At 68.3% G+C, this 21,748-nt stretch carries 19 protein-coding genes, 1 tRNA gene and 1 pseudogene; 12 read left to right on the forward strand and 9 right to left on the reverse strand.

The features are described from left to right. Positions 1-135: 135 nt before the first annotated feature. The 10 genes and pseudogenes from O9344_RS15470 to mazG all read left to right on the forward strand — a co-directional run bounded on the left by O9344_RS15470 (position 136) and on the right by mazG (position 9,246). Positions 136-390 (forward strand): hypothetical protein, encoded by a 255-nt coding sequence (locus tag O9344_RS15470; protein WP_298479174.1) that lies wholly within the window; start codon positions 136-138, stop codon positions 388-390. 148 nt (positions 391-538) lie between these two features. Then, positions 539-628 (forward strand) — tRNA-Ser (locus O9344_RS15475). Between the two features lie 394 nt (positions 629-1,022). Continuing rightward, the gene (locus tag O9344_RS15480) at positions 1,023-2,090 is read left to right on the forward strand and encodes a septal ring lytic transglycosylase RlpA family protein (protein ID WP_298479176.1); all 1,068 of its coding nucleotides are present in this window, start codon (positions 1,023-1,025) and stop codon (positions 2,088-2,090) included. A gap of 56 nt (positions 2,091-2,146) precedes the next feature. Then, complete coding sequence (locus O9344_RS15485) at positions 2,147-3,322, forward strand: D-alanyl-D-alanine carboxypeptidase family protein (protein ID WP_298479178.1); 1,176 nt, start codon at positions 2,147-2,149, stop codon at positions 3,320-3,322. Next, positions 3,319-3,993 (forward strand): dTMP kinase, encoded by a 675-nt coding sequence (tmk, locus tag O9344_RS15490; RefSeq protein WP_298479180.1) that lies wholly within the window; start codon positions 3,319-3,321, stop codon positions 3,991-3,993. Before O9344_RS15485 ends, tmk begins: the two co-directional genes overlap by 4 nt. Beyond that, complete coding sequence (locus tag O9344_RS15495) at positions 3,990-5,039, forward strand: DNA polymerase III subunit delta' (RefSeq protein WP_298479182.1); 1,050 nt, start codon at positions 3,990-3,992, stop codon at positions 5,037-5,039. Before tmk ends, O9344_RS15495 begins: the two co-directional genes overlap by 4 nt. A 21-nt stretch (positions 5,040-5,060) precedes the next feature. Further along, positions 5,061-6,605: a methionine--tRNA ligase gene (gene metG / locus O9344_RS15500; RefSeq protein WP_298479184.1), complete on the forward strand. Its 1,545-nt coding sequence runs from the start codon at positions 5,061-5,063 to the stop codon at positions 6,603-6,605. Continuing rightward, positions 6,605-7,399, forward strand: coding sequence for a TatD family hydrolase (locus O9344_RS15505; RefSeq protein ID WP_298479186.1), 795 nt, complete (start codon positions 6,605-6,607; stop codon positions 7,397-7,399). The genes metG and O9344_RS15505 overlap by 1 nt, the downstream gene beginning before the upstream one ends. A gap of 8 nt (positions 7,400-7,407) precedes the next feature. Then, positions 7,408-8,208, forward strand: coding sequence for an MBL fold metallo-hydrolase (locus O9344_RS15510; RefSeq protein ID WP_298479188.1), 801 nt, complete (start codon positions 7,408-7,410; stop codon positions 8,206-8,208). 171 nt (positions 8,209-8,379) lie between these two features. Then, a pseudogene (mazG, locus tag O9344_RS15515) lies at positions 8,380-9,246 on the forward strand (nucleoside triphosphate pyrophosphohydrolase). A gap of 4 nt (positions 9,247-9,250) precedes the next feature. Here the strand turns inward: mazG and hflX are convergent. The 8 genes from hflX to dusB all read right to left on the reverse strand — a co-directional run bounded on the left by hflX (position 9,251) and on the right by dusB (position 19,377). Continuing rightward, positions 9,251-10,615, reverse strand: coding sequence for a GTPase HflX (hflX, locus tag O9344_RS15520; RefSeq protein WP_298479192.1), 1,365 nt, complete (start codon positions 10,613-10,615; stop codon positions 9,251-9,253). A 20-nt stretch (positions 10,616-10,635) separates the two neighbouring features. Continuing rightward, positions 10,636-10,884, reverse strand: a complete 249-nt coding sequence (gene hfq, locus O9344_RS15525; RefSeq protein WP_108176771.1) for an RNA chaperone Hfq — start codon at positions 10,882-10,884, stop codon at positions 10,636-10,638. A 158-nt stretch (positions 10,885-11,042) separates the two neighbouring features. Next, the gene (locus tag O9344_RS15530; protein ID WP_298479197.1) at positions 11,043-11,900 is read right to left on the reverse strand and encodes a D-amino-acid transaminase; all 858 of its coding nucleotides are present in this window, start codon (positions 11,898-11,900) and stop codon (positions 11,043-11,045) included. 139 nt (positions 11,901-12,039) lie between these two features. After that, the gene (locus O9344_RS15535; protein ID WP_298479200.1) at positions 12,040-13,407 is read right to left on the reverse strand and encodes a sigma-54 dependent transcriptional regulator; all 1,368 of its coding nucleotides are present in this window, start codon (positions 13,405-13,407) and stop codon (positions 12,040-12,042) included. A gap of 17 nt (positions 13,408-13,424) precedes the next feature. After that, complete coding sequence (locus tag O9344_RS15540; RefSeq protein WP_298479205.1) at positions 13,425-15,659, reverse strand: PAS domain-containing sensor histidine kinase; 2,235 nt, start codon at positions 15,657-15,659, stop codon at positions 13,425-13,427. Positions 15,660-15,804: 145 nt separating this feature from the next. After that, positions 15,805-17,244 carry a nitrogen regulation protein NR(I) gene (gene ntrC / locus O9344_RS15545; RefSeq protein ID WP_298479208.1) on the reverse strand — a complete coding sequence of 480 codons (1,440 nt, stop codon included), beginning with the start codon at positions 17,242-17,244 and terminating at the stop codon, positions 15,805-15,807. Between the two features lie 10 nt (positions 17,245-17,254). Beyond that, on the reverse strand, positions 17,255-18,379 hold the full coding sequence (locus O9344_RS15550) for a nitrogen regulation protein NR(II) (protein WP_298479211.1): 1,125 nt from the start codon (positions 18,377-18,379) through the stop codon (positions 17,255-17,257). Further along, entirely contained in the window at positions 18,376-19,377 is a 1,002-nt protein-coding gene (gene dusB, locus O9344_RS15555) for a tRNA dihydrouridine synthase DusB (protein ID WP_298479461.1), read from the reverse strand. Before dusB ends, O9344_RS15550 begins: the two co-directional genes overlap by 4 nt. Before the next feature lie 192 nt (positions 19,378-19,569). On the opposite strand from dusB, the gene O9344_RS15560 reads away from it, so the two are divergent. Together O9344_RS15560 and O9344_RS15565 are read left to right on the forward strand one after the other, a co-directional pair. Next, positions 19,570-20,769, forward strand: a complete 1,200-nt coding sequence (locus O9344_RS15560; RefSeq protein WP_298479214.1) for a bifunctional 2-C-methyl-D-erythritol 4-phosphate cytidylyltransferase/2-C-methyl-D-erythritol 2,4-cyclodiphosphate synthase — start codon at positions 19,570-19,572, stop codon at positions 20,767-20,769. Beyond that, positions 20,766-21,287, forward strand: coding sequence for a CinA family protein (locus tag O9344_RS15565; RefSeq protein ID WP_298479217.1), 522 nt, complete (start codon positions 20,766-20,768; stop codon positions 21,285-21,287). The genes O9344_RS15560 and O9344_RS15565 overlap by 4 nt, the downstream gene beginning before the upstream one ends. Here the strand turns inward: O9344_RS15565 and O9344_RS15570 are convergent. Continuing rightward, positions 21,254-21,727, reverse strand: a complete 474-nt coding sequence (locus tag O9344_RS15570; protein WP_298479220.1) for a type II toxin-antitoxin system RatA family toxin — start codon at positions 21,725-21,727, stop codon at positions 21,254-21,256. The two genes, O9344_RS15565 and O9344_RS15570, sit on opposite strands and share 34 nt — an antisense overlap. Between the last annotated feature and the right edge of the window lie 21 nt (positions 21,728-21,748).

Here is a 21,748-nt window from a genome sequence, read left to right on the forward strand (position 1 = left end):
CGTTTAATCATGGTTTAATTTGCCACGGCGCAGAATCACGCCGTCGACCTCATGGTGTATCTATGGGACCGTGGTTTTTTCTTCGGCCCCGGGGCGGGGGGGGGGGCCGCCGCGGCCGCCTTCAGCTCTGCGGCCATGGCCGCACCGGCCGGAGCGACTGCCGCCACCCCTGCCGCGACGCCTGCCGGCGCACCGCTCGAGATGCAGTGGGGCTACGGCTATGGCTACGGCCCGGGCCCCGGTTGGCGCCGCCGCCGCCACTTCCGCCCCTACCGCCCCTATCGTCCGTATCGTCCGTATCGCCCCTATGGCTTCTACGGCCCGCGTCCCTTCCGCCCGGTGCGCCGCTGCTGGATCAACCGCTGGGGCGAGCGCGTCTGCCGCTTCTGACGCCAGTCCGCACCACCACCGCATCGACCCCGTCGCCTCCAGGCGGCGGGGTTTTTCATCTGAGAGCGACACGTCGATGCCAGATGCGGCCGGCACGTTGACGCGCCGGCCCGCCGCGCCCTATGCAGGCGCTCGCTTCCTGCGATGCGGATGGGTGGCCGAGTGGTTTAAGGCAGCGGTCTTGAAAACCGCCGTGGGTGCAAGCTCACCGTGAGTTCGAATCTCACCCCATCCGCCACGGCGCAGCGCGCATGGCCGCCTCAATCCACGGTTAATGGCCGCATAACCATCATTGGGCAAGATGATGGCAAGCGTCACGAATTCGTCCCATTTGCAACGACACTGGCGGTTCGGGACGGCGTCGGCTAAGGATGCCGATGCGGAGCGGGCTGGTCCCGCGCAGGCATGGAGCGACCAGCTTGAACTCTTCGGCGATCGGCGAGGGCCCGCGCGCGTCCGTTTCCGTCATGGGGACGCGCAGCCGCATCCTGGCCTGCACGGCGCTTTGCGGCCTTGGGCTGGCGCTTGGCGGGTGCAACAGCCAGACGGCATCGTCCAGCGGTCCCGTTGACCGTTTCAATTCGCAGTATGGGGTGAGCTCCAGCCCGCGCGTCGTGGCCGACGGTGCGTCCGTGCCGCGGGGGGGCGGCGTCTATCGCGTCGGCCGCCCGTACCGGGTCGCCGGCCGCACCTATACGCCTTTCGAGAAGCGTGAGGGCCACACCGAGGCGGGAATCGCGTCCTGGTACGGACGCCAGTTCCACGGCCGCCTGACCGCCAATGGTGAGGTCTACGACATGAACTCGCTCTCGGCGGCGCACCGCACCATGCCGATGCCGAGCTATGCCCGAGTCACCAATCTCAGCAACGGCCATTCGCTCATCGTGCGCGTCAACGACCGCGGGCCGTTCCACGGCAACCGCGTCATCGACTTGTCGCACCGGGCCTCCAACCTGCTGAATTTCCGCGGCCAGGGTCTGGCCCGCGTGCGTGTCGAATATGTCGGCCGCGCGCCGATGGAAGGTTCTGACGACCGTATGCTGCTGGCGACGCTGCGCACGGATGGCTCGCCCGCGCCGCGTCCTGTCGGCGGCGCCCCGGCCACCATGATCGCCTCCGCCGCGCCGCAGACGGTGCCGGATCCGGCGCCCCGTCCGGCGCCCGCCGCCGCCACGACACCGGTTGCGGTCCCCGTCGTTGCCGCCCCGTTGCCGGCCCCGCAGGAACAGCCCGCGCAGGGTTTCGCCTTCTTCCGCCGGGATGCGTCGGCCGCGCCGAGCGCGCCGGGCGACGTCAATCCCGATCTCGTCCAGTCCAATCCCTTCGCGTCGGCACCCGGCCAGGTCGCCGCCGCGCCGGTTGCCGCGTCGTCGCCGATCACCATGGCCTCGGCGCCGCTGCCGTTGGAGCGTCCGGGCCTGCGCGATTCGGCGCCTGCCGCTCCCGTCGCCACTACGGTGGTCGCCCGGTCGAACACGCCGGCGCAGGTCGCCCCGGCAACCGTGACGGTCGTCGCGACGCCGGCTCCCTCCGCCGCGCCGCAGCCGGCCGCGCCGGTGCTCGCGACAGCCTCGTCGCGTCCCGTCACCGTGCCAGCCGCCACCGCCTTCGCGCCCCCGCGGACCGCAGCGCCGGCCATCGCCGCCATGCCCGGCGGTGCCCCGGTACGGGCAGCTCTCGGCTTCGGCTCGCTGTACTGACGAACCTTGATTTCGCGTCGCGCCCGCCCCATCCATGGGGTGGGAGGACTGCCATCGTGACCCTGCGACTCGCCATGACGGCGCTGGCCGTCACCGTTTGGGCCATGGCCGCGCCTGCGAAGGCGCAGGACAATTTCCAGACCACCGTTCGCAATGCGATCCTGTTCGACGTCGGCACCCAGTCCTTTCTCTTCGAAAAAGCGGCCGATGAGCCGCAAGCGCCCGCCAGCCTCGCCAAGCTGATGACCATGGCGGTGATCTTCGAGGAGTTACGGCAGGGCCGGCTTCGCCTCGACCAGGAGGTCGTCATCAGCGAGGACGCCTGGCGGCGGGGAGGGGCTCCGTCGCGAACCTCTTCCATGTATGCGGCCGTCAATTCCCGCGTGAAGGTCCAGGACCTCATGCGCGGCGTCGTCATCCAGTCCGGCAACGACGCATCCATCGCGCTCGCCGAGGCCGTATCGGGCACCGAGGCGAATTTCATTGCCGTCATGAACACCCGCGCCCGCACACTCGGTCTGACGCGCTCGGTCTTCCGCAATGCGACCGGCCTTCCTGACCCCGAGCAGCGCTCCACCGCGCGCGACATCGCGAGGCTCGCCGACCACATCATCCGCGCCCATCCCGAGCACTACGGCCTCTATGGCGAGCGGGAGTTCGTCTGGGGCGGCATCCGCCAGCAGAACCGCAACCCGCTGCTCGGTACCTATCCCGGCGCCGACGGGCTGAAAACGGGCTATATCGAGGAGGCCGGCTTCAACCTTGCGGGCTCGGCAGTGCAAAACGGCCAGCGGCTCATCGTCGTCGTCATGGGCGCCCGCTCGCTGCAGGAACGCTCCAACGAGGCCCGCAAGCTGCTCGATTGGGGTTTCCGCTCCTTCGAACTGCGCGACCTGTTCCAGGAGAACGAGACGATCGGCGACGTCGCTGTCTTTGGCGGCGGGCAGGGGACAGTGTCGGTCACCGCCGGCAAGCCAGTGCGCCTCCTCCTGCCGCGCGGACAGTCGGACCGCGTCACCGCCCAGATCGTCTATCGCGGCCCCGTGCGGGCGCCGGTGCGTCAGGGCGCCGAGGTTGGCATGCTCCGCGTGTTGCGCGGCAGCCAGGTCGCGCTGGAGGTGCCGGTCTTCGCGGCCGCCGATGTCGGCACCGGCACGCTCAGCCAGCGCGCCATGCAGGGCGCCTGGGAACTCGCCACCGGCTGGATCCGCACCGGGACGGCGCGTCCGTGACCGATCCGGCGCCGATAGCGACGCCGCGCGGCCGTTTCATCACGCTGGAAGGCGGGGAGGGGGCGGGAAAGTCGACGCAGGCCAGGCGCCTCGCCGCCTTCCTCGAGCAGAAGGGCGTCGAGGTCGTGCTGACGCGCGAACCCGGCGGCTCGCCGGGTGCCGAGGTTCTCCGGCATGTCCTCCTTGCCGGTGGTGCCGAGCCCTTCGGCCCGGAGGCCGAGACCATGCTCTTCGCAGCGGCGCGGCGCGACCATCTCGACGTCACGATCCTGCCTGCGCTGACGCGCGGGGCCTGGGTGATCTGCGACCGCTTCGCCGATTCCACCCGCGTTTATCAGGGCCATGCGGGGCGCGTGCCCATGGAGCTGGTCCTTGCGATCGAAAACGTGACCGTCGGCGGGAACCGTCCGGACCTGACCCTGATCCTCGACCTGCCGGCCAAAGTGGGTCTCGCCCGCGTGGCGAGCCGTGGCATCGCCGCCGACCGTTTCGAGAAGGAGGGCGTCGCCTTCCACACCAAGCTGCGCCAGGGCTTCAAGGCCATAGCCCGCGCCGAGCCGGAGCGCTGCCGGCTCATCGATGCCTCGGCCGATGCAGATGACGTGACCGAGGCGATCCGCGCGGTGGTCGTGGAGCGCTTCGACATCGGGGCGCGGCTGGTGGCGTCATGATCGAGGAGAATGCCGCCGACCGGCTGGACGGCGCGCCGCACCCGCGCGAGCGCACCATCCTCATCGGCCATGCCGATGCGGAATGCCAGCTCCTGGACGCCTATCGCGGCCCGCGGATGCACCATGCCTGGCTGATCGGTGGGCCTGAAGGCATCGGCAAGGCGACGCTGGCCTATCGCTTCGCCCGTTTCGTCCTCGCCCATCCCCGTCCCGAGGCAATCCCCCCATCGACCCGGAACCTTGCCGTGCCGGAGGACCACCCGGCAGCCCGGCGCATCGTCGCGGGCTCCCATCCCGACCTCCTCGCGCTGCGCCGCATCGCCGAGGCGGGTAAGGAGAAGATCCCGCAGGACATCTCCGTCTCCGCCATGCGCGAGATCGTCCGCTTCTTCGGCTCGACGGCGGGCGAGGGGGGCTGGCGCATCTGCATCGTCGATGCCGCCGACGACCTCAACCGCTCCAGCGCCAATGCCCTGCTGAAACTGCTGGAGGAGCCGCCGCCGCGGTCGCTCTTCCTCATCCTCGCGCATATGCCGGGGCGGCTGCTGCCGACCATCCGCTCGCGCTGCCGCGTCCTGTCCCTGGCGCCGCTCACGCCGGCCGAGATCGCCGAGGGCCTCGGCACCTTCGACGACATCCGGCTGCCGCCGGACGAGGCCGCCCGCATCGCCGCCCATGCCGACGGCAGCCTGCGGCGCGCGCTGGAACTCGCAGAGGGTGCCCAGGACGGCTTTGCCGGCGAGGTCGAGCGGCTGCTGGGCGCGCTCCCCGAGCCCGATCCGATGGCCATCCACACCCTCGGCGACAAGCTCGCGCGGCGCGACGACGCGCTCTTTGACCTGTTCCTGCGGATGGTCTTCGACCACATCCACGGCCATGTCCGCCGCGCCGCGGGCGAGGGGGCGCGTCGCCTTGCACCCCATGCCGAGGTATGGGAGAAGGTCGAGGCTACCGCGGCGCAGGTGCGCACGTTCAACCTCGAACGCAAGCCCTTCGTTTTCCAGGTTTTCGGCTGGCTCGCCGAGGCCGGCCGGCGGCACGCCTGACCCCGGATCGCCATTACCGCCATGTCGAAGCAACGCTTCTACGTCACGACCGCCATTTCCTATCCGAACGGCGCCCCGCATATCGGCCACGCCTACGAGGTCATCGCCACTGACGCGATCGCCCGCTTCATGCGCGCCGACGGCCGCGACGTCTTCTTCCTCACCGGCACCGACGAACACGGCCTGAAGATGGTGCAGACCGCCGAGCGCGAGGGGCTGACCGCCCGCGCGCTGGCCGACCGCAATTCCGATCGGTTCCGCGCCATGGCCGAGGCGCTCGCCATCTCAAACGACGACTTCATCCGCACCACAGAGCCGCGCCACTACACGGCGAGCCAGGCCATCTGGGAGCGCATGGTCGCCGCCGGCGACATCTATCTTGGCGGCTACGAGGGCTGGTACTCGGTCCGCGACGAAGCCTTTTACAACGAGGACGAAACCTCGGTGAATGCCGAAGGCGTGCGGGTCGGCGGGCAGGGGACGCCGGTCGAATGGACCAAGGAGGAGACCTATTTCTTCCGTCTGTCCAAATACCAGGACAAGCTGCTGGCCTTCTATGAGGCGAACCCCGACTTCGTCGGCCCGGACACCCGCTTCAACGAGGTCATCAGCTTCGTGAAGGGCGGGCTGACCGACCTGTCGGTGTCGCGCACCACCTTCGACTGGGGCGTGCCGGTTCCCGGCGTCGATGGCCACGTCATGTATGTCTGGGTCGACGCCCTGACCAACTACATCACTGCCGCCGGCTTTCCCGACGAGAGCGCGCCGCGCTGGGCCTGGTGGCCGGCCGATCTTCACGTCATCGGCAAGGACATCGTCCGCTTCCACGCCGTTTACTGGCCGGCCTTCCTGATGTCGGCGGGCCTGCCGCTGCCGAAGCGCGTCTATGGCCACGGCTTCCTGTTCAACCGCGGCGAGAAAATGTCGAAGTCGCTCGGCAATGTCGTCGATCCCTTCGGCATGGCCGAGACCTATGGCGTCGACGCCATGCGCTACTTCCTCCTGCGCGAAGTCGCCTTCGGCAATGACGGCTCCTATTCGCACGAGGCCATCGTCGCCCGCACCAATGCCGACCTTGCCAACGACATCGGCAACCTCGCGCAGCGCTCGCTGTCGATGATCGCCAAGAACTGCGACGGCGTGCTGCCGACGCCCGGGCCCTTCAGCGCCGAGGACGAGGCGATCCTCGGGGCCGCCGATGGCATGCTCGATCTCTCGCGAGAAGCCATGGCGAGCCAGCAGATCCATCGCTGGCTGGAGGCCGTCTGGGCGGTAGTGGGCGAGGCCAACCGGTACTTTGCGGCGCAGGCACCCTGGGCGCTGCGCAAGACCGATCCGGCGCGTATGGAGACGGTGCTCTATGTCACCGCCGAGGTGATCCGTAAGGCGGCGATCCTCGCAGGCCCCGCCATTCCGCTCGGCGCGCCGAAGCTGCTCGACCTCCTCGCCGTCCCGGTAGACGCGCGCGACTTCGCGGCGCTCGGCAACCGCCTCGTTCCCGGCACGGCGCTGCCGGCACCGGTCGGTGTCTTCCCTCGCTATGTCGATGCGGAGCCCACCACCTGATGTGGGTCGACAGCCATTGTCACCTCGACTTTCCGGCGCTTGCCGCCGACCGGCAGGGCCTGATCGGCCGCGCGGTGGCGGCTGGCCTCCAGTCCATGGTGACGATCTCGACGCGCGTGCGCCGGTTCGATGCGATCCGCGCGATCGCTGACGCCCATGACGGCATCTGGTGCTCGGTCGGCACCCATCCGCATAACGCCCATGAGGAGCTCGACGTCACAGCCGAGGAGCTCGTCAGGCTCTCGGCCCATCCCAAGGTCATCGCCATCGGCGAGGCCGGTCTCGACTGGTTCTACGACAAGTCTCCGAGGGATGCGCAGGAACAGGGTTTCCTCACCCATATCGCCGCGGCGCGAGCGAGCGGGCTGCCGCTCGTCATCCACGCGCGCGAGGCCGATGCGCGCGTCGCCGAGATCCTGACCGAGGAAATGGGGATGGGGGCTTTCGCCGCCGTTCTCCACTGCTTCACCGGCTCGCGCGAACTCGCCATGACCGGCATCGACCTCGGCCTCTATGTCTCCTTCTCCGGGATTGCGACCTACAAAAGCGCCCAGAACCTGCGTGATCTCGCCCGCGACCTGCCGCTCGACCGCATCCTCGTCGAAACTGACGCGCCATACCTCGCGCCGGGCAAGTTCCGCGGCAAGACCAACGAGCCGTCCTACGTGGTCGAGACGGGCAAGGTGGTTGCCGAAGCGGTCGGCCTCACGGCGGAGGAGATGGCGCGGCAAACCTCGGCGAATTTCTACCGGCTTTTCGCCAAGGCCGATCCGCTCCAGCGCCTGTCGGCCTGAGGTCGGCCATGAGCCTTGAGGTGACCATCCTCGGATGCGGCTCTTCGGGCGGCGTGCCGCGGGCCGGTCAGGGTTGGGGGGCCTGCGATCCCGCCGAGCCCCGTAACCGCCGCCGCCGCTGCGCCATCCTGGTCGAGCAGACCGGTCCGGGCGGTGTCACCACGGTCCTGATCGACACGGGCCCGGACTTGCGCGAGCAACTGATCGGCGCCGGCGTCACGCGGCTTGATGCGGTGCTCTACACGCACGATCACGCCGACCACACCCACGGTATCGACGACCTTCGGCCGATCGTGCTCGCCATGCGCCGGCGCATCGCCGTCCATGCCGACGACGTCACCGCCGCGACGCTGCGCCAGCGCTTCGGCTATTGCTTCGCATCGCCGCCCGGCAGCGACTATCCGCCGATTGTCGACATGCATGAATTCGCGCCTGACACGCCCGTGGTGATCGACGGCCCCGGCGGGGCCATCGCCTTCGGGCCGATCACGGTCGAGCATGGGGCCGGCTATCGCGCCTTCGGATTTCGCTTCAAGGACGCTGTCTATTGTCCTGATGTCAGTATGATTCCAGCGATGTCACGGGCAGCCTTCATCGACGCGCGGATGATCATCCTCGACGCGCTGCGCTACACGCGCCACCCGACGCATCTGAGCGTCGACGAAGCTTTGGCCTATCTCGCGGATTTCGCGCCGACGCGCGCCGTCCTGACCAACCTGCATACCGACGTGGATTACCGCGTGCTGCAAAGTCGCTTGCCGGATCACATTGTGCCGGCCTTCGACGGCATGCGGATCATCCTCGACTGAGGCCCAGAGCACCGCCGTGGTGCTGTGGACAGGCCAATATTGATGGCTCTTGGAATTCCATAATATGTCTTATGCGAATCATTCCTTGGCGTCTTGCGAAGGCCACCAAGTCCTGTGGACGACCCGCCGTTGCCCTTGCCATCGCCCGGCCCTTCACCGCCACACTCTCCCATGAGCCAGCCCTCCCTCGATCCCACCGCCGTTACGCCCTCCGGGGACATCCAGCGCCTGCTGGAGATCATGGCCTGGCTCCGCACGCCCGGCCGCGGCTGTCCCTAGGACCTCGAGCAGGACTTTACGACGATCGCGCCGTTCACCATCGAGGAAGCCTATGAGGTGGCCGATGCCATCGAGCGTGGCGATCTCGCGGACCTGAAGGATGAGCTGGGCGACCTCCTGCTTCAGGTCGTCTTCCATGCCCGGATGGCCGAGGAGCAAGGCGTCTTTGCTTTTCCCGACGTCGTCCGTGCCATCACCGAGAAGCTGATCCGTCGACACCCCCATGTCTTCGGCGGCGACCGCGACATGAGCCCCGAGGCCGTCAAGGGCCTCTGGGACAGCATCAAGGCCGAGGAGAAGCGGGCGAAGGCCGAGGAGCGCCAGCGGCTTGGCCTACCGGTTCCGGCCGCAGCCGGTGTCCTGGCGGGGGTTCCGACCGCCCTGCCCGCATTGACCCGCGCGCTCAAGCTCCAGGACAAGGCCGGCAAGGTCGGTTTCGACTGGAACGATGTCGATGCTGTCCTGGCCAAGATCGTCGAGGAAGCCCAAGAGATCGTCGAAGCGCGTCGCGCCGGTGCTCCGCAGGCGGCCGTGGCCCACGAGGTTGGCGATCTGCTCTTCGCCGCCGTCAATCTCGCCCGCCATCTTGGCGTCGATCCCGAGGGCGCCCTGCGCGGCACCAACGCCAAGTTCGAGCGTCGCTTCGGAATGATCGAGGCCTCGCTGGCCGCCGAAGGCAGAACACCTGCCGAGGCCTCCCTCGACGAGATGGATGCCCTGTGGAACGAGGCGAAGCGCCGGGAGCACGAGGCCGGCTGAGCCTTCAGGAGGCCTGAGCTAGCCGCCGTTCCAGCTGTTCGCGCTTGGCCGGTGCAATGCGCAGCGTGACGCGGGTCTCGCCGCTGTCGAGCGGTTCGCGCGCCTCCACCTCGGCATTCTCGTGGATCCAATGGAGCGTCGCGCCATCGGCGGCAGCGACCGTCACGGTCATGCGGTCATGGGCGGCACGCAGCTTGTCCTCCACCGCCGACAGGAGCTCGGGGATCCCCTCCCCGGTGATCGCCGAGACGAAATGTGGTCGCGCCTCCGGTTCGTGGCGCTCGGCCCGGTTGCGCGCGGCCTCGCGCGTCTCGGCGTCGAGCAGATCCACCTTGTTCCAGACCTCCAGGATGGTGCGCGTCGCCTGGTCGATGCCGAGGTCGCCAAGGATGGCCTTCACATCCGCGGCCTGGGCCTCCGTGTCGCCATGGCTGACGTCGCGCACATGCAGGATCACATCGGCCTCGATGACCTCCTCCAGGGTCGCCCTGAAGGCGGCGACGAGCATGGTCGGCAGGTCGGAGATGAAGCCGACCGTATCCGAGAGGATCGCCTTGGTGCCGCGCGGCAGGCGCATCTGGCGCAGCGTCGGATCGAGGGTCGCGAAGAGCAGGTCCTGCGCCAGCACGCCGCCGGTGGTCAGCGCGTTGAACAGCGTGGACTTGCCGGCATTGGTGTAGCCGACCAGCGCGATGATCGGATAAGGCACGCGGCGGCGGCTTTGGCGATGCAGGCGGCGCGTGCGCGTCACCTGTTCGAGCTCGCGCTCGATCCGGGTGATGCGCTCCTGGATCATCCGGCGGTCGGCCTCGATCTGCGTCTCGCCAGGACCGCCGAGGAAGCCGAAACCGCCGCGCTGGCGCTCAAGGTGGGTCCAGGAGCGGACGAGCCGGCTCTTCTGGTAGCTCAGATGGGCGAGTTCGACCTGCAGCCCGCCCTCTTTGGTGCGGGCCCGCCGGCCGAAGATCTCGAGGATCAGGCCCGTGCGGTCCACGACCTTGGCCTTCCACGCCTTTTCGAGGTTGCGCTGCTGCACGGGTGACAGCGCGGCGTCGACAAAGACGAGCCCGGCATCGTGGACCGTGACAAGGCCGGCGAGTTCCTCGACCTTGCCCTTGCCGATGAGGGTCGCAGGGCGCGGCTCGTTGAGGGTGACGATCACCGCCTCGGTGACCTCGAGGTCGATTGCAGCGGCGAGGCCCACCGCCTCGTCGCGCTTCGCCGTGGCCGAGCGCGAGGGCGCATCTGCCCCCTCACCTCGCCGCGACGAGCGGACGGGCACAACGACGAGGACTCGCGTCGGTGTGCCGCGCGGTTCCTCGCCATCGGCGAGAGTGGTGCTGACGATGTCGGGTCTGCGAATGTCCAACAAGGGCTCCGGGAAGGAGATCAGCCCTTGTCGTCACCGTCCTGGGGTTCGAAAAGCTGGACAGGCGCACCGGGCATGATGGTCGATATGGCGTGCTTATAGACCAATTGCGAGTGCCCGTCCCGGCGCAGCAGGACGCAGAAATTGTCGAACCAGGTGACGACGCCCTGCAGCTTGACGCCGTTCACCAGGAAAATCGTGAGCGGAATCTTCTGCTTGCGGACGTGGTTGAGGAAGGTGTCCTGGAGGTTTTGCGCTCTTTCCGCCATTGTCTTTTTCCGTTTTGTTGCCGCGGACTGAAAGGCGCCGCGAAGGTTTATGGGCCGGCGGAGCCGGCGGGCTTGTTCTTGGGTTATGCCATTAAAGGCCGATCATGCCGCAGCGCACAAGCGCCTTGTGGTCACGGCCCCGTGTCGCATGGGCCTTCTCAGGCGATCTCGGCCACCTCGTGGAACTTGGCGCGAAGGTCGGTTGCGATCGAGCCCGGAGCGCCGTTGCCGACCGGGCGGCCATCGATCTCGACGATGGGCATGACGATCGTCGTGGCCGAGGACAGGAAGGCCTCACGGGCGTTCTGGGCCTCCTCGATCGTGAACTTGCGCTCCTCGATCCTCAGGCCCTCGCGCTGGCAGAGGTCGAAGATCGTGGTGCGGGTGATGCCCTTGAGGATGCCGGTATCGGCGAAGCGGGTCACCAGCGCGCCGTCCTTGGTGATGATCCAGGCATTGGTGGAGGACCCCTCGGTGACGAAGCCGTCGTCATCGACGAGCCAGGCCTCGTAGGCGCCCTTCTCCCGCGCCGCCTGCTTGGCGATGCAGTTCGGCAGGAGCCCGACCGACTTGATGTCCACCCGCTCCCAGCGGTTGTCGGGCATGGAGATGACCTTGACGCCCTTCGCCGCATTGGCGTCGTTCTTGCCGAAGTCGATGGACTTGGCGGTGACGACGAGGGCAGGCGGCGTACCGGGCTTGGGGAAGGCATGGTCACGCCGGGCGACGCCGCGGGTCACCTGCAGATAGACGAGACCGTTGCGCACGCGATTGCGGCGCACCGTCTCGCGCAGGACCATGCCGAGCGGGCGGCGATCCATGGGCATGGCGATGCGCAATTCGCTGAGCGAGCGCTCGAGCCTGTCCATGTGGCGCGTCTCGTCGACAAGACGGCCTCCCCTCACCTCGCAGACCTCATAGACGCCGTCAGCGAATTGGTAGCCGCGATCCTCGATATGAACGGCGGCCTCGCCATGGGGCACGTAGCTTCCGTTGACATAGGCGACGCGGGACATGCGGCTCGGCTCCTCGGACGGGATCAGGACAGGGGGCGACGCGTGGCGGCGGCGCGGGCGCACTGTGCCATGGTTCGCTCGGCCGGCGAAACGCGGCAGCGGATATTGCGCTGCAAGGCGGCCCTGCCGAAATCGGGGATCATTCCACCGACAGGGCCTTGAGCTTGCGGTGAAGCGCCGAGCGTTCCATGCCGATGAACTCGGCGGTGCGCGAGATATTGCCGCCGAACCGGTTGATCTGAGCGGCAAGATATTCACGCTCGAAGGCCTCGCGGGCCTCGCGCAGCGGCAGGGCCATGAGGTGCTCGCCCCCCTGCCCCGTCGGCATGGACGGCGCGGCGGCGCCGACGTCCGGCGGCAGCATCGAGACAGTGACGACCGCCTCCGGATCGCCGCCGGCGAGGATCAGCACGCGCTCGATATTGTTGCGGAGCTGGCGCAGGTTCCCCGGCCAGTCATGAGACTGGAGAACCGCCATGGCATCGTCGCCGATGCGCCGGCGCGGCAGGCCGGAGACGGTGGCGAGCTGCTCGACGAAATGCTCGACGAGTTCGGGGATGTCCTCGCGCCGCTCGGCAAGCGACGGCACGCGGACCGGCACCACCGCGAGACGGTGGAACAGATCCTCGCGGAAACGACCGAGGGTGATGTCGCCCTGGATGTCGCGGGCGGTGGCCGAGATGATGCGCACGTCCACCTGCACCTTGGCGGTGCCGCCGATGCGCTGGAAGCTCTGTTCGACGAGGACGCGCAGGATGCGGTTCTGCGTCTCGCGCGGCATCTCCGCCACTTCCTCGATGAAGAGCGTGCCGCCATGGGCCTCCTCGAGCGCGCCGACCTTGCGGCCCTGCGCGCCATCGGCCTCCGAACCGAAGAGCTCGATCTCCATGCGGTCGGGCGTGATCGCCGCGGCATTGATGACGACGAAGGGACCATTGGTCCGGGTCGAGGCGCCGTGGATGGTCCGCGCCACCAGTTCCTTGCCCGCCCCGGAGGGGCCGAAGATCATGATCCGGCTATTGGTCGGCGCGACCCGCTCGATCGTCTGGCGGAGCTGGTTCATGGCCGAGGACCGGCCGACGAGCCCGGCCGCCTGGCCGGAGATCTGCCGCAGTGCCTTGACCTCGCGGCGCAGCCGGCTCGTCTCGATGGCGCGCTCGGCGACAAGGACGAGGCGATCGGCCTTGAAGGGCTTCTCGATATAGTCGTAGGCGCCGCGCTTGATGGCCGAGACCGCCGTCTCGATATTGCCGTGGCCGGAGATCATCACCACGGGCAGGTCCGGGTGGCGCTCGCGCACGACGTCGAGCAGCTGCAGGCCGTCGAGCCGGCTGCCCTGCATCCAGATGTCGAGGAAGACGAGGTTCGGCCGCCGCGCCTCGATCGCGGTGAGCGCCTCGTCGGCATTGCGCGCCGTTCGGGTGCGATAGCCCTCGTCGTCGAGGATACCGGCCACGATGTCCCGGATGTCCGCCTCGTCGTCGACGACCAGAATGTCCCCTGCCATGCGTCCCTGTCCGTCCCTCATTCCGCCGCGGCGATCGTCTGGGTCGCCAGCTGCTGGTCCTTGAAGCTCAACCGGATATGCGCGCCGCGCTGGTGGCCGTCGGCATCCGGCGGCGCGTCGTAGAGGCCGAGGCCCCCGCCATGCTCCTCCAGGATCTTGCCGACGATGGCGAGGCCAAGGCCGGTGCCCTTCTCCCGTGTCGTAACGTAAGGCTCAAGCAGCCGATGGCGGTTTTCTTTGGGCAAGCCGATACCGTTATCGATCACGTCCACCGAGAAATAGGGCGTGTTGGCATTGAGCCTGACGAGGATCCGCCCCTTGCCGCGCTCCGTCTCCGGCACGGCGGCAATGGCCTCGGTGGCGTTCTTGATGATGTTGGTCAGCGCCTGGCTGATGAGGCGGCGGTCGAAGGAGGCGGGCTGCGCCCCCTCCGGGATATCGCCCTCGATATCGATCTCCGGATAGCCGATCCGCATCATGAACACCGCCTGCCGTACCGTGTCGGCCACGTCCTCGGTCTCGAAGACAGGCTTGGGCATGCGCGCGAAGGAGGAGAATTCATCGACCATGCGGCCGATATCGCCGACCTGGCGGATGATCGTGTCAGTGCACTGGTCGAAGACCTCGCGGTCATCGGTGATGACGCGGCCATAGCGGCGCTTGAGGCGCTCGGCCGACAGCTGGATGGGGGTCAGCGGGTTCTTGATCTCGTGGGCGATGCGCCGGGCAATATCGGCCCAGGCCGAGGTCCGCTGCGCCACCACGAGATCGGTGACGTCGTCGATCGTGACCACGGCGCCATGGGCACCCTCGTCGTCCGCTTCGGGGGCGACGCGCACCACGAGCGTCCGTTCGCGTCCGCTGCGAACGATCAGCACCTGCCCCTGGACGACGGACGCGCCACGCTCGGCCCGGCCGATGAGATCTGCGAATTCCGGCACCGATTCGGCGAGGATCGTGCCGGCAAGATCGCTCTCGCCGACGTCGAGGATCTCCATGGCGAAGCGGTTGGTCAGCGTCACCCTGCCCTGCGGGTCGAGGCCGATGACGCCGGCCGTGACGCCGGCGAGCACCGCCTCGGTGAATCGGCGGCGGCTGTCGATCTGATCGCGTGCGGTGATGAGGTCCTCGCGCTGCTGGCGCAGCTCGGCAGTCATCTTGTTGAACGTGTCGCCGAGATTGGCGAGATCACCCTCGGACTTGCGGATATGGACCTCGACCGAAAGGTCGCCCGCCGCGACCTGATCGGCGGCCCCGATGAGCCGGCGGATGGGCTGAACGAGGCGGTTTGCGAAGGAGAGGCCGAGGTACACGGCCGACAGCGTCACCAGGAAGGCGATGAGCGCGAACATCAGCGCGAAGGCGATCTGCAGTCCGATGCGCCTCGACTGCAGCGCCTGGTATTCAAACAGGCCCACCTGCGTGGAGCGCAGGTGCTGAGCGATCTGCGGGCTGATCTGGCGCACGACATAGAGGAACTCGTCGCCGCCGCGTTTGAGCTTGAGCACGGCCTCGACATAGTCCCGCTCGTCGCGCGAGGAGATGTTGGCGATGATGTCGTCGGTCTTGCTGACCTCGTCGAGGATCGCCGCCGGCACGTTGAAATCCGACTGCAACGGCAGGTCGGCGCGTTCCACCACCGTGCCGTCGACCCTCAGGATGCGCACGACGGTGAGGCCGCGCACCATGGCCTGGGCAGTGAGGAAGCGGCCGAAATTCACCTCCGCCGGGTTGAGCGTACGGATGCGCTCGATGTCCTGGACGAGCGCCGCGGCCTCCGCCCGCACCACCACCACCTGTTCGCCGAGATAGGCGTTGGCGAGATTGGCGGAGGCCTCGATGGAGCGGCGCACGCTGCCCGAGAATATGCTCTCGAGGCCGCGGTCGAGCGTCACCGAGGCGGCGACGGCGATGACGGCCACAGGCACCGAGGCGACGATGGCGAAGAGACGGACGACGCGCTCGTGCAGGCGCGAGGCCGCCTGCCCCTGTCGGCGCGCCTGCCGAAGCACCAGGATCTCGCGCACGATGAGATAGATCAGCGCACAGACGAGCACGCCGTCGGCGACCAGCACGGTCAGCACCACCTCGTGGGTGGCCTGGACCGGCAACAGCCCGGTCACAAGAAGGAAGGTGATCAGGCCGAAGAAGAGCGCGATGCCGACCATGATCGGACCGGCGCGACGGGTCCGCAGCCGCGGCATGAAGGCCGAGGCGTCGTGGGCTGTCGTCGCGGCGGTCGTATCGGTCATCCGATGCTCATCTCCTGACGGTGCGGCGGAATTCCGGTCGGGCCGGTCCGCCACCGTCGGGACTCAACGGTGACCCTGATACAACAACTGTGACCGAAATGACACGCCGATCCCCCTGCCCCCACGCGGTCGTGAGGACAAAGTCTCAGCGGGAGGTGCGGATCACCTGGATGTCGAGGTCGCGGACCTTCTTGCGCAGCGTGTTGCGATTGACGCCCAGCAGATCGGCCGCCTTGATCTGGTTGCCGCGCGTAGCCGCGAGCGCCGCCGAGATCAGCGGGATCTCCACCTCGCGCAGGACGCGGTGGTAAAGGCCGGGCGGCGGCAGGTCGTCGCCGAAGGTCTTGAAATAGGCACCCATGTGCCGCTCCACCGAGCCCATCAGCGTGTCGTCCTCGCGCGGCTCCTCGCGCTGGGTCGCCGGCTCGGGCGTCGACAGCTCGTTGTCGACGATGGGGGCGGTGATGATCTCCTGCGGATAGAGCGCCGCGAGACGGCGGATGAGGTTCTCCAGCTCGCGGATGTTGCCCGGCCAGCGATAGCGCTTGAGCTTCTCCATGGCGGCCGAATCGATCTGCTTCGCCGGCAGGCCCTCGCGCTCGGCGAGGGCGAAGAAGTGGCGGACGAGATCCGGCACGTCGTCGAGGCGCTCGCGCAGCGGCGGCAGGCGCAGAGGCACCACGTTGAGGCGGAAGAACAGGTCCTCGCGGAACAGACCCTGCTGAATGAGCTGGCGCAGGTCCTTGTTGGTGGCGGCGACGATGCGCACGTCGGTCTTGATCGGCGTGCGGCCGCCGACCGTCGTGTACTCGCCCTGCTGGAGGACGCGCAGCAGGCGCGTCTGCGCCTCCATCGGCATGTCGCCGATCTCGTCGAGGAACAGCGTGCCACCCTCGGCCTGCTCGAACCGGCCGGGATTGCGCGACTGGGCGCCGGTGAAGGCGCCCTTCTCGTGGCCGAAGAGCTCGCTTTCGATCAGGTCGCGCGGGATGGCCGCCATGTTGATGGCGACGAAGGGGCCATTCCGCCGCTTGCCGTAGTCGTGCAGCGCGCGGGCGACGAGCTCCTTGCCCGTGCCGCTCTCGCCGACGATCATCACCGTGAGGTCGGTCTGCATGAGGCGGGCGAGGACACGGTAGATGTCCTGCATCGCGGGCGAGCGGCCGACCAGCGGCATGGTGTCGGCATCGACGGGAGACGCTTTGCCCGGCCTGCCCTTGGGCTCGGCCAGCGCCCGGCCGACGATGGCGACGAGCTCCTTCAGGTCGAAGGGTTTTGGCAGGTAGTCATAGGCGCCGCGCTCCGATGCCTTGATCGCGGTCATGAAGGTGTTCTGCGCGCTCATCACCACGACCGGCAGGTCGGGTCGCAGCTTCTTCATGCGCGGCAGCAGGTCGAAGGCGTTCTCGTCGGGCATGACCACGTCGGTGATGACGAGATCGCCGTCGCCCTGCGACACCCAGCGCCAGAGGGTCGTGGCATTACCGGTGAGCCTGACGTCATAGCCCGCCCGCGACAGCGCCTGGTTCAGCACGGTGCGGATGGCGGCGTCGTCGTCGGCGACCAGGATGGTTCCTGTCGGCATGGGAGCCTCGTCAGAGCGATTTGCGGCCGTTCATGTCGGTTTGCGACACGCGGGCCATGGGCAGGAGGATGCGGAAGACGGTCTTGCGGGGCTGACTGTCGCATTCGACGATGCCACCGTGGTCGCCGACGATCTTGGCGACGAGTGCGAGGCCAAGGCCGGTCCCCGAGCTTTTCGTGGTGACGAAGGGGTCGAACAGATGCGGCATGAGGTCGTCGGGAACGCCCGGTCCATTGTCGCGGACGCAGACCTCCAGCGGCAGCGCGACGCGGCTGGACACGCCCGGCATGGTCAGCCTGACGCCCGGCCGGAAGGCGGTCGACAGCAGGATCTCGCCGTCGGTGGCCCCCTCGCCGATGGCCTCGGCGGCATTCTTCACGAGGTTCAGGAAGACCTGGACGAGCTGGTCGCGGTTGCCGAAGACCGGCGGCAGCGACGGGTCATATTCCTCGACGAAGCGGATGTGCCGGGCAAAGCCCGACTGCGACAGCTTCTTCACGTGCTCAAGGACCACGTGGATGTTGACGGGCTGGCGCTCCACGGGCCGCTCGTCGGAAAAGACCTCCATGCGGTCGACCAGCTTCACGATGCGGTCGGCCTCGTCGCAGATGAGCCGGGTCAGCGTCCGGTCCTGGTCATCGACGGAGCCTTCGAGAAGCTGTGCCGCGCCACGAATGCCCGAGAGCGGGTTCTTGATCTCGTGAGCCAGCATGGCGGCAAGCGCCGTGACCGACCGCGCCGCACCGCGATGGGTGAGCTGGCGGTCCATCTTGTCGGCGATCGTCCGCTCCTGGAGCATGATCACGACGTCACCCGGGCGCTCCGCCAGTGGCGCGACATAGATGTCGACGATCCGCTCATGGCCGTTGCGGGGCGTGCCGAGATCCACCTTGTATTCGTTCACCGGCGCATGCCGCTCGCGCACCTGTTCGATCAGGGCGAGCAGCGGCGAGCCGAAGGGCACGACGTCCTTGATGGCATGGCGCTTCAGGACGGCGATGGAGGCCTGGAAAAAGCCCTCCGCGGCGGCATTGCCGTCGACGATCATGCCGGTTGCGGAGACGCTGACCACCGGGTGCGGCAAGGCGTTGAGGATGGAATCGTGGCTGCCGAGACGCTGGGCTGCGACGCTCATGCGGCGGCCCTCCATTGAAAGCGATCAAAACTCTCGGCGAGCGTGGCGATGGCCTCGGCCGGCTCGTCGGTGGTGAGGACACGGCCGCGGGCCTCCGACAGAAGCGCCGGGGATGCGTTGCAGGCGGCCGCGGCAGCGTCGAGCGCCCAGCCGAGATGCTTGCGGGCATGGCGCACGCCGATCGCCCGGCCATAATGGACAAGCTGTTCCTGGTAGAGCTCGGTGGCGCAGGCAAGCTGGGTCGCAAGATCCGGATCAGCCGGAACCGGTTCGCCCGCAAGATGAGCGGCGATCTGCGACGGCACCCAGGGGCGGCCCTGTGCGCCCCGTCCAACCATCACCGCATCCGCCCCGGACAGCGCGAGGCAGGCCTCGGCGTCGGCGGGCGTGGTGATATCGCCATTGGCGACGACCGGTAGGGTCACCGCCGCCTTCACCGTGGCGATGGCGCTCCAGTCGGCCGAGCCCTTGTAGAACTGCTGCCGCGTGCGCCCGTGGATCGTGACGAGGACGACACCCGCCGCCGCGGCCCGCCGGGCGAGGTCCGGCGCATTGAGCATCGTCTCGTCCCAGCCGAGCCGCATCTTCACGGTCACCGGCAGGTCGACCGCCGCCACCGTCGCAGCGATGAGCCGCTCCGCATGGTCGAGGTCGCGCATCAGCGCCGATCCGGCATAACCACCGGTCACGCGCTTCGCCGGGCAGCCCATATTGATATCGATCACGTCGGCACCGGCTCCGGCGGCGACCCGCGCGCCCTCGGCCATCCAGTGCGGCTCACACCCGGCGATCTGCACGACATGGGGGGAGATCCCCGTCCCTTCCGCGCGCAGCCTGGCCTCTTCGTCGCCGGCCACCAGACCGTCGCCCGGCACCATCTCCGACACGGTCCAGCCAACGCCAAACCGCGCCACCATTCGCCGGAAAGGCGCGTCCGTGACACCGGACAGGGGAGCGAGGGCAACGGGGGACCTTACGGGGACGGAACCGATCGACAGGCCGCCCGTCAGGGGCGCTCGCGTCGATGGTTGGATCATGAAGCTGCCTATTTCATAAGCGTGATCAGATGCTGCCTACACTTTAGACATCATTCTCCGCACTGCACAAGGGGTGAGCCCCCCGGAAGACACGGCGTGGTGAACGCGCTAGGGAATGTGCTGTTGCCGGACCGCACCGGGATCCCGCCCCTGATGAGCCTTGCCTCTCCCCTTGTCGCCGCCCTGATCGTTGCTGCCGGGCGCGGTACCCGCGCCGGTGACGGGCCCCCGAAGCAGTATCGCCCCCTCGCCGGCCGGCCAGTCCTGGCCTGGGCGGCGGATGCCCTCATCTCATCCACCGATGTCGGCCGCGTGCTCGTGGTCATCGACCCCGCCGATAGTGCCCTCCTCAATGCGGCGCTTCCCCACGGCTCCAAGGTCCTGCCACCCGTCGCCGGAGGTGCAACGCGCCAGGCCTCCGTCCTCGCCGGGCTCGAATCGCTCGCCGCCAACCCGCCGGACATCGTGCTGGTCCATGACGCGGCCCGCCCCTTCGCCAGCGCCGATCTCATCAAGGCTGCCATCGCCCGCATTCGGGACGGGGCTTCCGGTGCCGTGCCTGGGCTCGCCGTCGTCGATACGATCAAGGCCGTCGATGCTGGGGAACGTGTCGTCGGGACGCCGGAAAGGGCCGGGCTCCGCGCTGTCCAGACGCCGCAGGCCTTCGCCTTTGCGCCGCTCCTCGCCGCCCATCGTGCCGCCGCAGAGCAGGGCGTCGCGGGCCTCACGGACGACGCATCGGTGATGGAATGGGCCGGCCATGCGGTCGTGGTCTTTCCCGGCGAGGCCGACAATACCAAGATCACCCATCCCCAGGATTTCGCCGAGGCCGAGCGCCGGCTCGCGGGAGGAGCCATGCTGAACGACGTTCGTGTTGGCCAGGGTTACGACGTTCATGCCTTCGCCGAGGGAGACCATGTCTGGCTCGGCGGCATCCGCATCGCCCATGACCGCGGCGTCCTCGCCCATTCCGACGGCGACGTGGTCCTGCATGCCGCGACCGACGCGATCCTCGGGGCCCTCGCCGATGGCGACATCGGCACGCATTTTCCTCCGAGTGATCCCCAATGGAAGGGCGCTTCGTCCGATCGCTTCCTCGCCCATGCCGCAGCGCTGCTCGCCACCCGGGGTGGCCGCCTCGCCATGCTCGACGTGACCGTCGTCTGCGAGGCGCCGAAGATCGGACCGCACCGCGAGGCGATCCGCGCTCGCATGGCGCAGATCCTCGGGGTCACCCCCGACCGCATCGCCATCAAGGCGACAACCAGCGAGAAGATGGGCTTCACCGGCCGCCGCGAAGGCCTCGCCGCCCTCGCGCTCGCCACCGTCCGACTGCCCGGAGACGGCCCATGACCGATCCGGAGATCGACGCGCTCGCAACCGAGGTTCTTGTCGCCTGCCGCGCGCGAAAGCTGATGGTGGCAACGGCCGAAAGCTGCACCGGCGGCCTCGTCGCCGCAGCGCTGACCGCCATTGCCGGCTCCTCGGACGTCGTCGACCGCGGCTTCGTCACCTACACCAACGAGGCGAAGCAGGAGATGCTGGGCGTATCCGCGGACATCCTCGCGGCCCATGGCGCCGTCTCGCCCGAGACGGCGGAGGCCATGGCACGCGGCGCGCTCGCGCGGTCGAGAGCGCAGGTCTCGGTCTCGATCACCGGCATTGCAGGTCCCGGCGGGGCGACCCCGGGCAAGCCCGTCGGCCTCGTCCAGTTCGGGGCCTGTAGCGACGATCGCCTGATCCTCAGGGAGCACCGCTTCGGCGCCATCGGTCGCGCCGAGGTGCGCCGCGCCAGTGTCATGGTCGCGCTCGGACTGCTGCTGGAGCTCGCCGAGCCTCAGGCCGCCGGCGCGGCGCCGGGACGACCGTAGATCTGATCCGCCCGCGTTTCGAAGGCCTCGGCGAAGCGGCGGAAGGCGGCGTCGAACACCGCGCCCATGACCAGGGCGAGGGCGCGCGACCGGAACTCGTAGTCGATGGAGAAGGCGACACGCGTCCCCTCCCCGTCCGGCGTGAAGCGCCAGTGGTTCTCGAGGCGGGAGAACGGCCCGTCGATATATTCGGCGATGATATGCAGCCGTGGCCGATCCAGCGTCACGCGGCTGGTGAAGGTCTCCCGGAGAAGCGCATAGGCGACCGTCATATCGGCGACGAGGATAGACACGCCGTCATCCCCCGCATTGACGCGGCGGCGCACCTTCAGCGCCTCGCAGAGCGGCACGAATTGCGGGTATTTATCGATGTCGGCCACGAGGTCGAACATGGCCTCGGGCCGGTGGCCGACCCGCCGCTCCGTCTTGAACACGGGCATCGGTTAGCTCCGGTCCCGCCC

Source organism: Phreatobacter sp. (genome assembly GCF_027532945.1).
GTDB lineage: Bacteria > Pseudomonadota > Alphaproteobacteria > Rhizobiales > Phreatobacteraceae > Phreatobacter.

Coding starts and splice junctions, on each gene's coding strand:
- O9344_RS15565 (WP_298479217.1), top strand. CDS start 20,766: ATGACCGATCCGGAGATCGACGCGCTCGCAACCGAGGTTCTTGTCGCC.
- O9344_RS15550 (WP_298479211.1), bottom strand. CDS start 18,379: ATGAGCGTCGCAGCCCAGCGTCTCGGCAGCCACGATTCCATCCTCAAC.
- O9344_RS15470 (WP_298479174.1), top strand. CDS start 136: ATGGCCGCACCGGCCGGAGCGACTGCCGCCACCCCTGCCGCGACGCCT.
- metG (WP_298479184.1), top strand. CDS start 5,061: ATGTCGAAGCAACGCTTCTACGTCACGACCGCCATTTCCTATCCGAAC.
- O9344_RS15540 (WP_298479205.1), bottom strand. CDS start 15,659: ATGACCGATACGACCGCCGCGACGACAGCCCACGACGCCTCGGCCTTC.
- O9344_RS15505 (WP_298479186.1), top strand. CDS start 6,605: ATGTGGGTCGACAGCCATTGTCACCTCGACTTTCCGGCGCTTGCCGCC.
- hfq (WP_108176771.1), bottom strand. CDS start 10,884: ATGGCGGAAAGAGCGCAAAACCTCCAGGACACCTTCCTCAACCACGTC.
- O9344_RS15530 (WP_298479197.1), bottom strand. CDS start 11,900: ATGTCCCGCGTCGCCTATGTCAACGGAAGCTACGTGCCCCATGGCGAG.
- O9344_RS15570 (WP_298479220.1), bottom strand. CDS start 21,727: ATGCCCGTGTTCAAGACGGAGCGGCGGGTCGGCCACCGGCCCGAGGCC.
- O9344_RS15495 (WP_298479182.1), top strand. CDS start 3,990: ATGATCGAGGAGAATGCCGCCGACCGGCTGGACGGCGCGCCGCACCCG.
- O9344_RS15560 (WP_298479214.1), top strand. CDS start 19,570: ATGAGCCTTGCCTCTCCCCTTGTCGCCGCCCTGATCGTTGCTGCCGGG.
- ntrC (WP_298479208.1), bottom strand. CDS start 17,244: ATGCCGACAGGAACCATCCTGGTCGCCGACGACGACGCCGCCATCCGC.
- O9344_RS15535 (WP_298479200.1), bottom strand. CDS start 13,407: ATGGCAGGGGACATTCTGGTCGTCGACGACGAGGCGGACATCCGGGAC.
- O9344_RS15510 (WP_298479188.1), top strand. CDS start 7,408: ATGAGCCTTGAGGTGACCATCCTCGGATGCGGCTCTTCGGGCGGCGTG.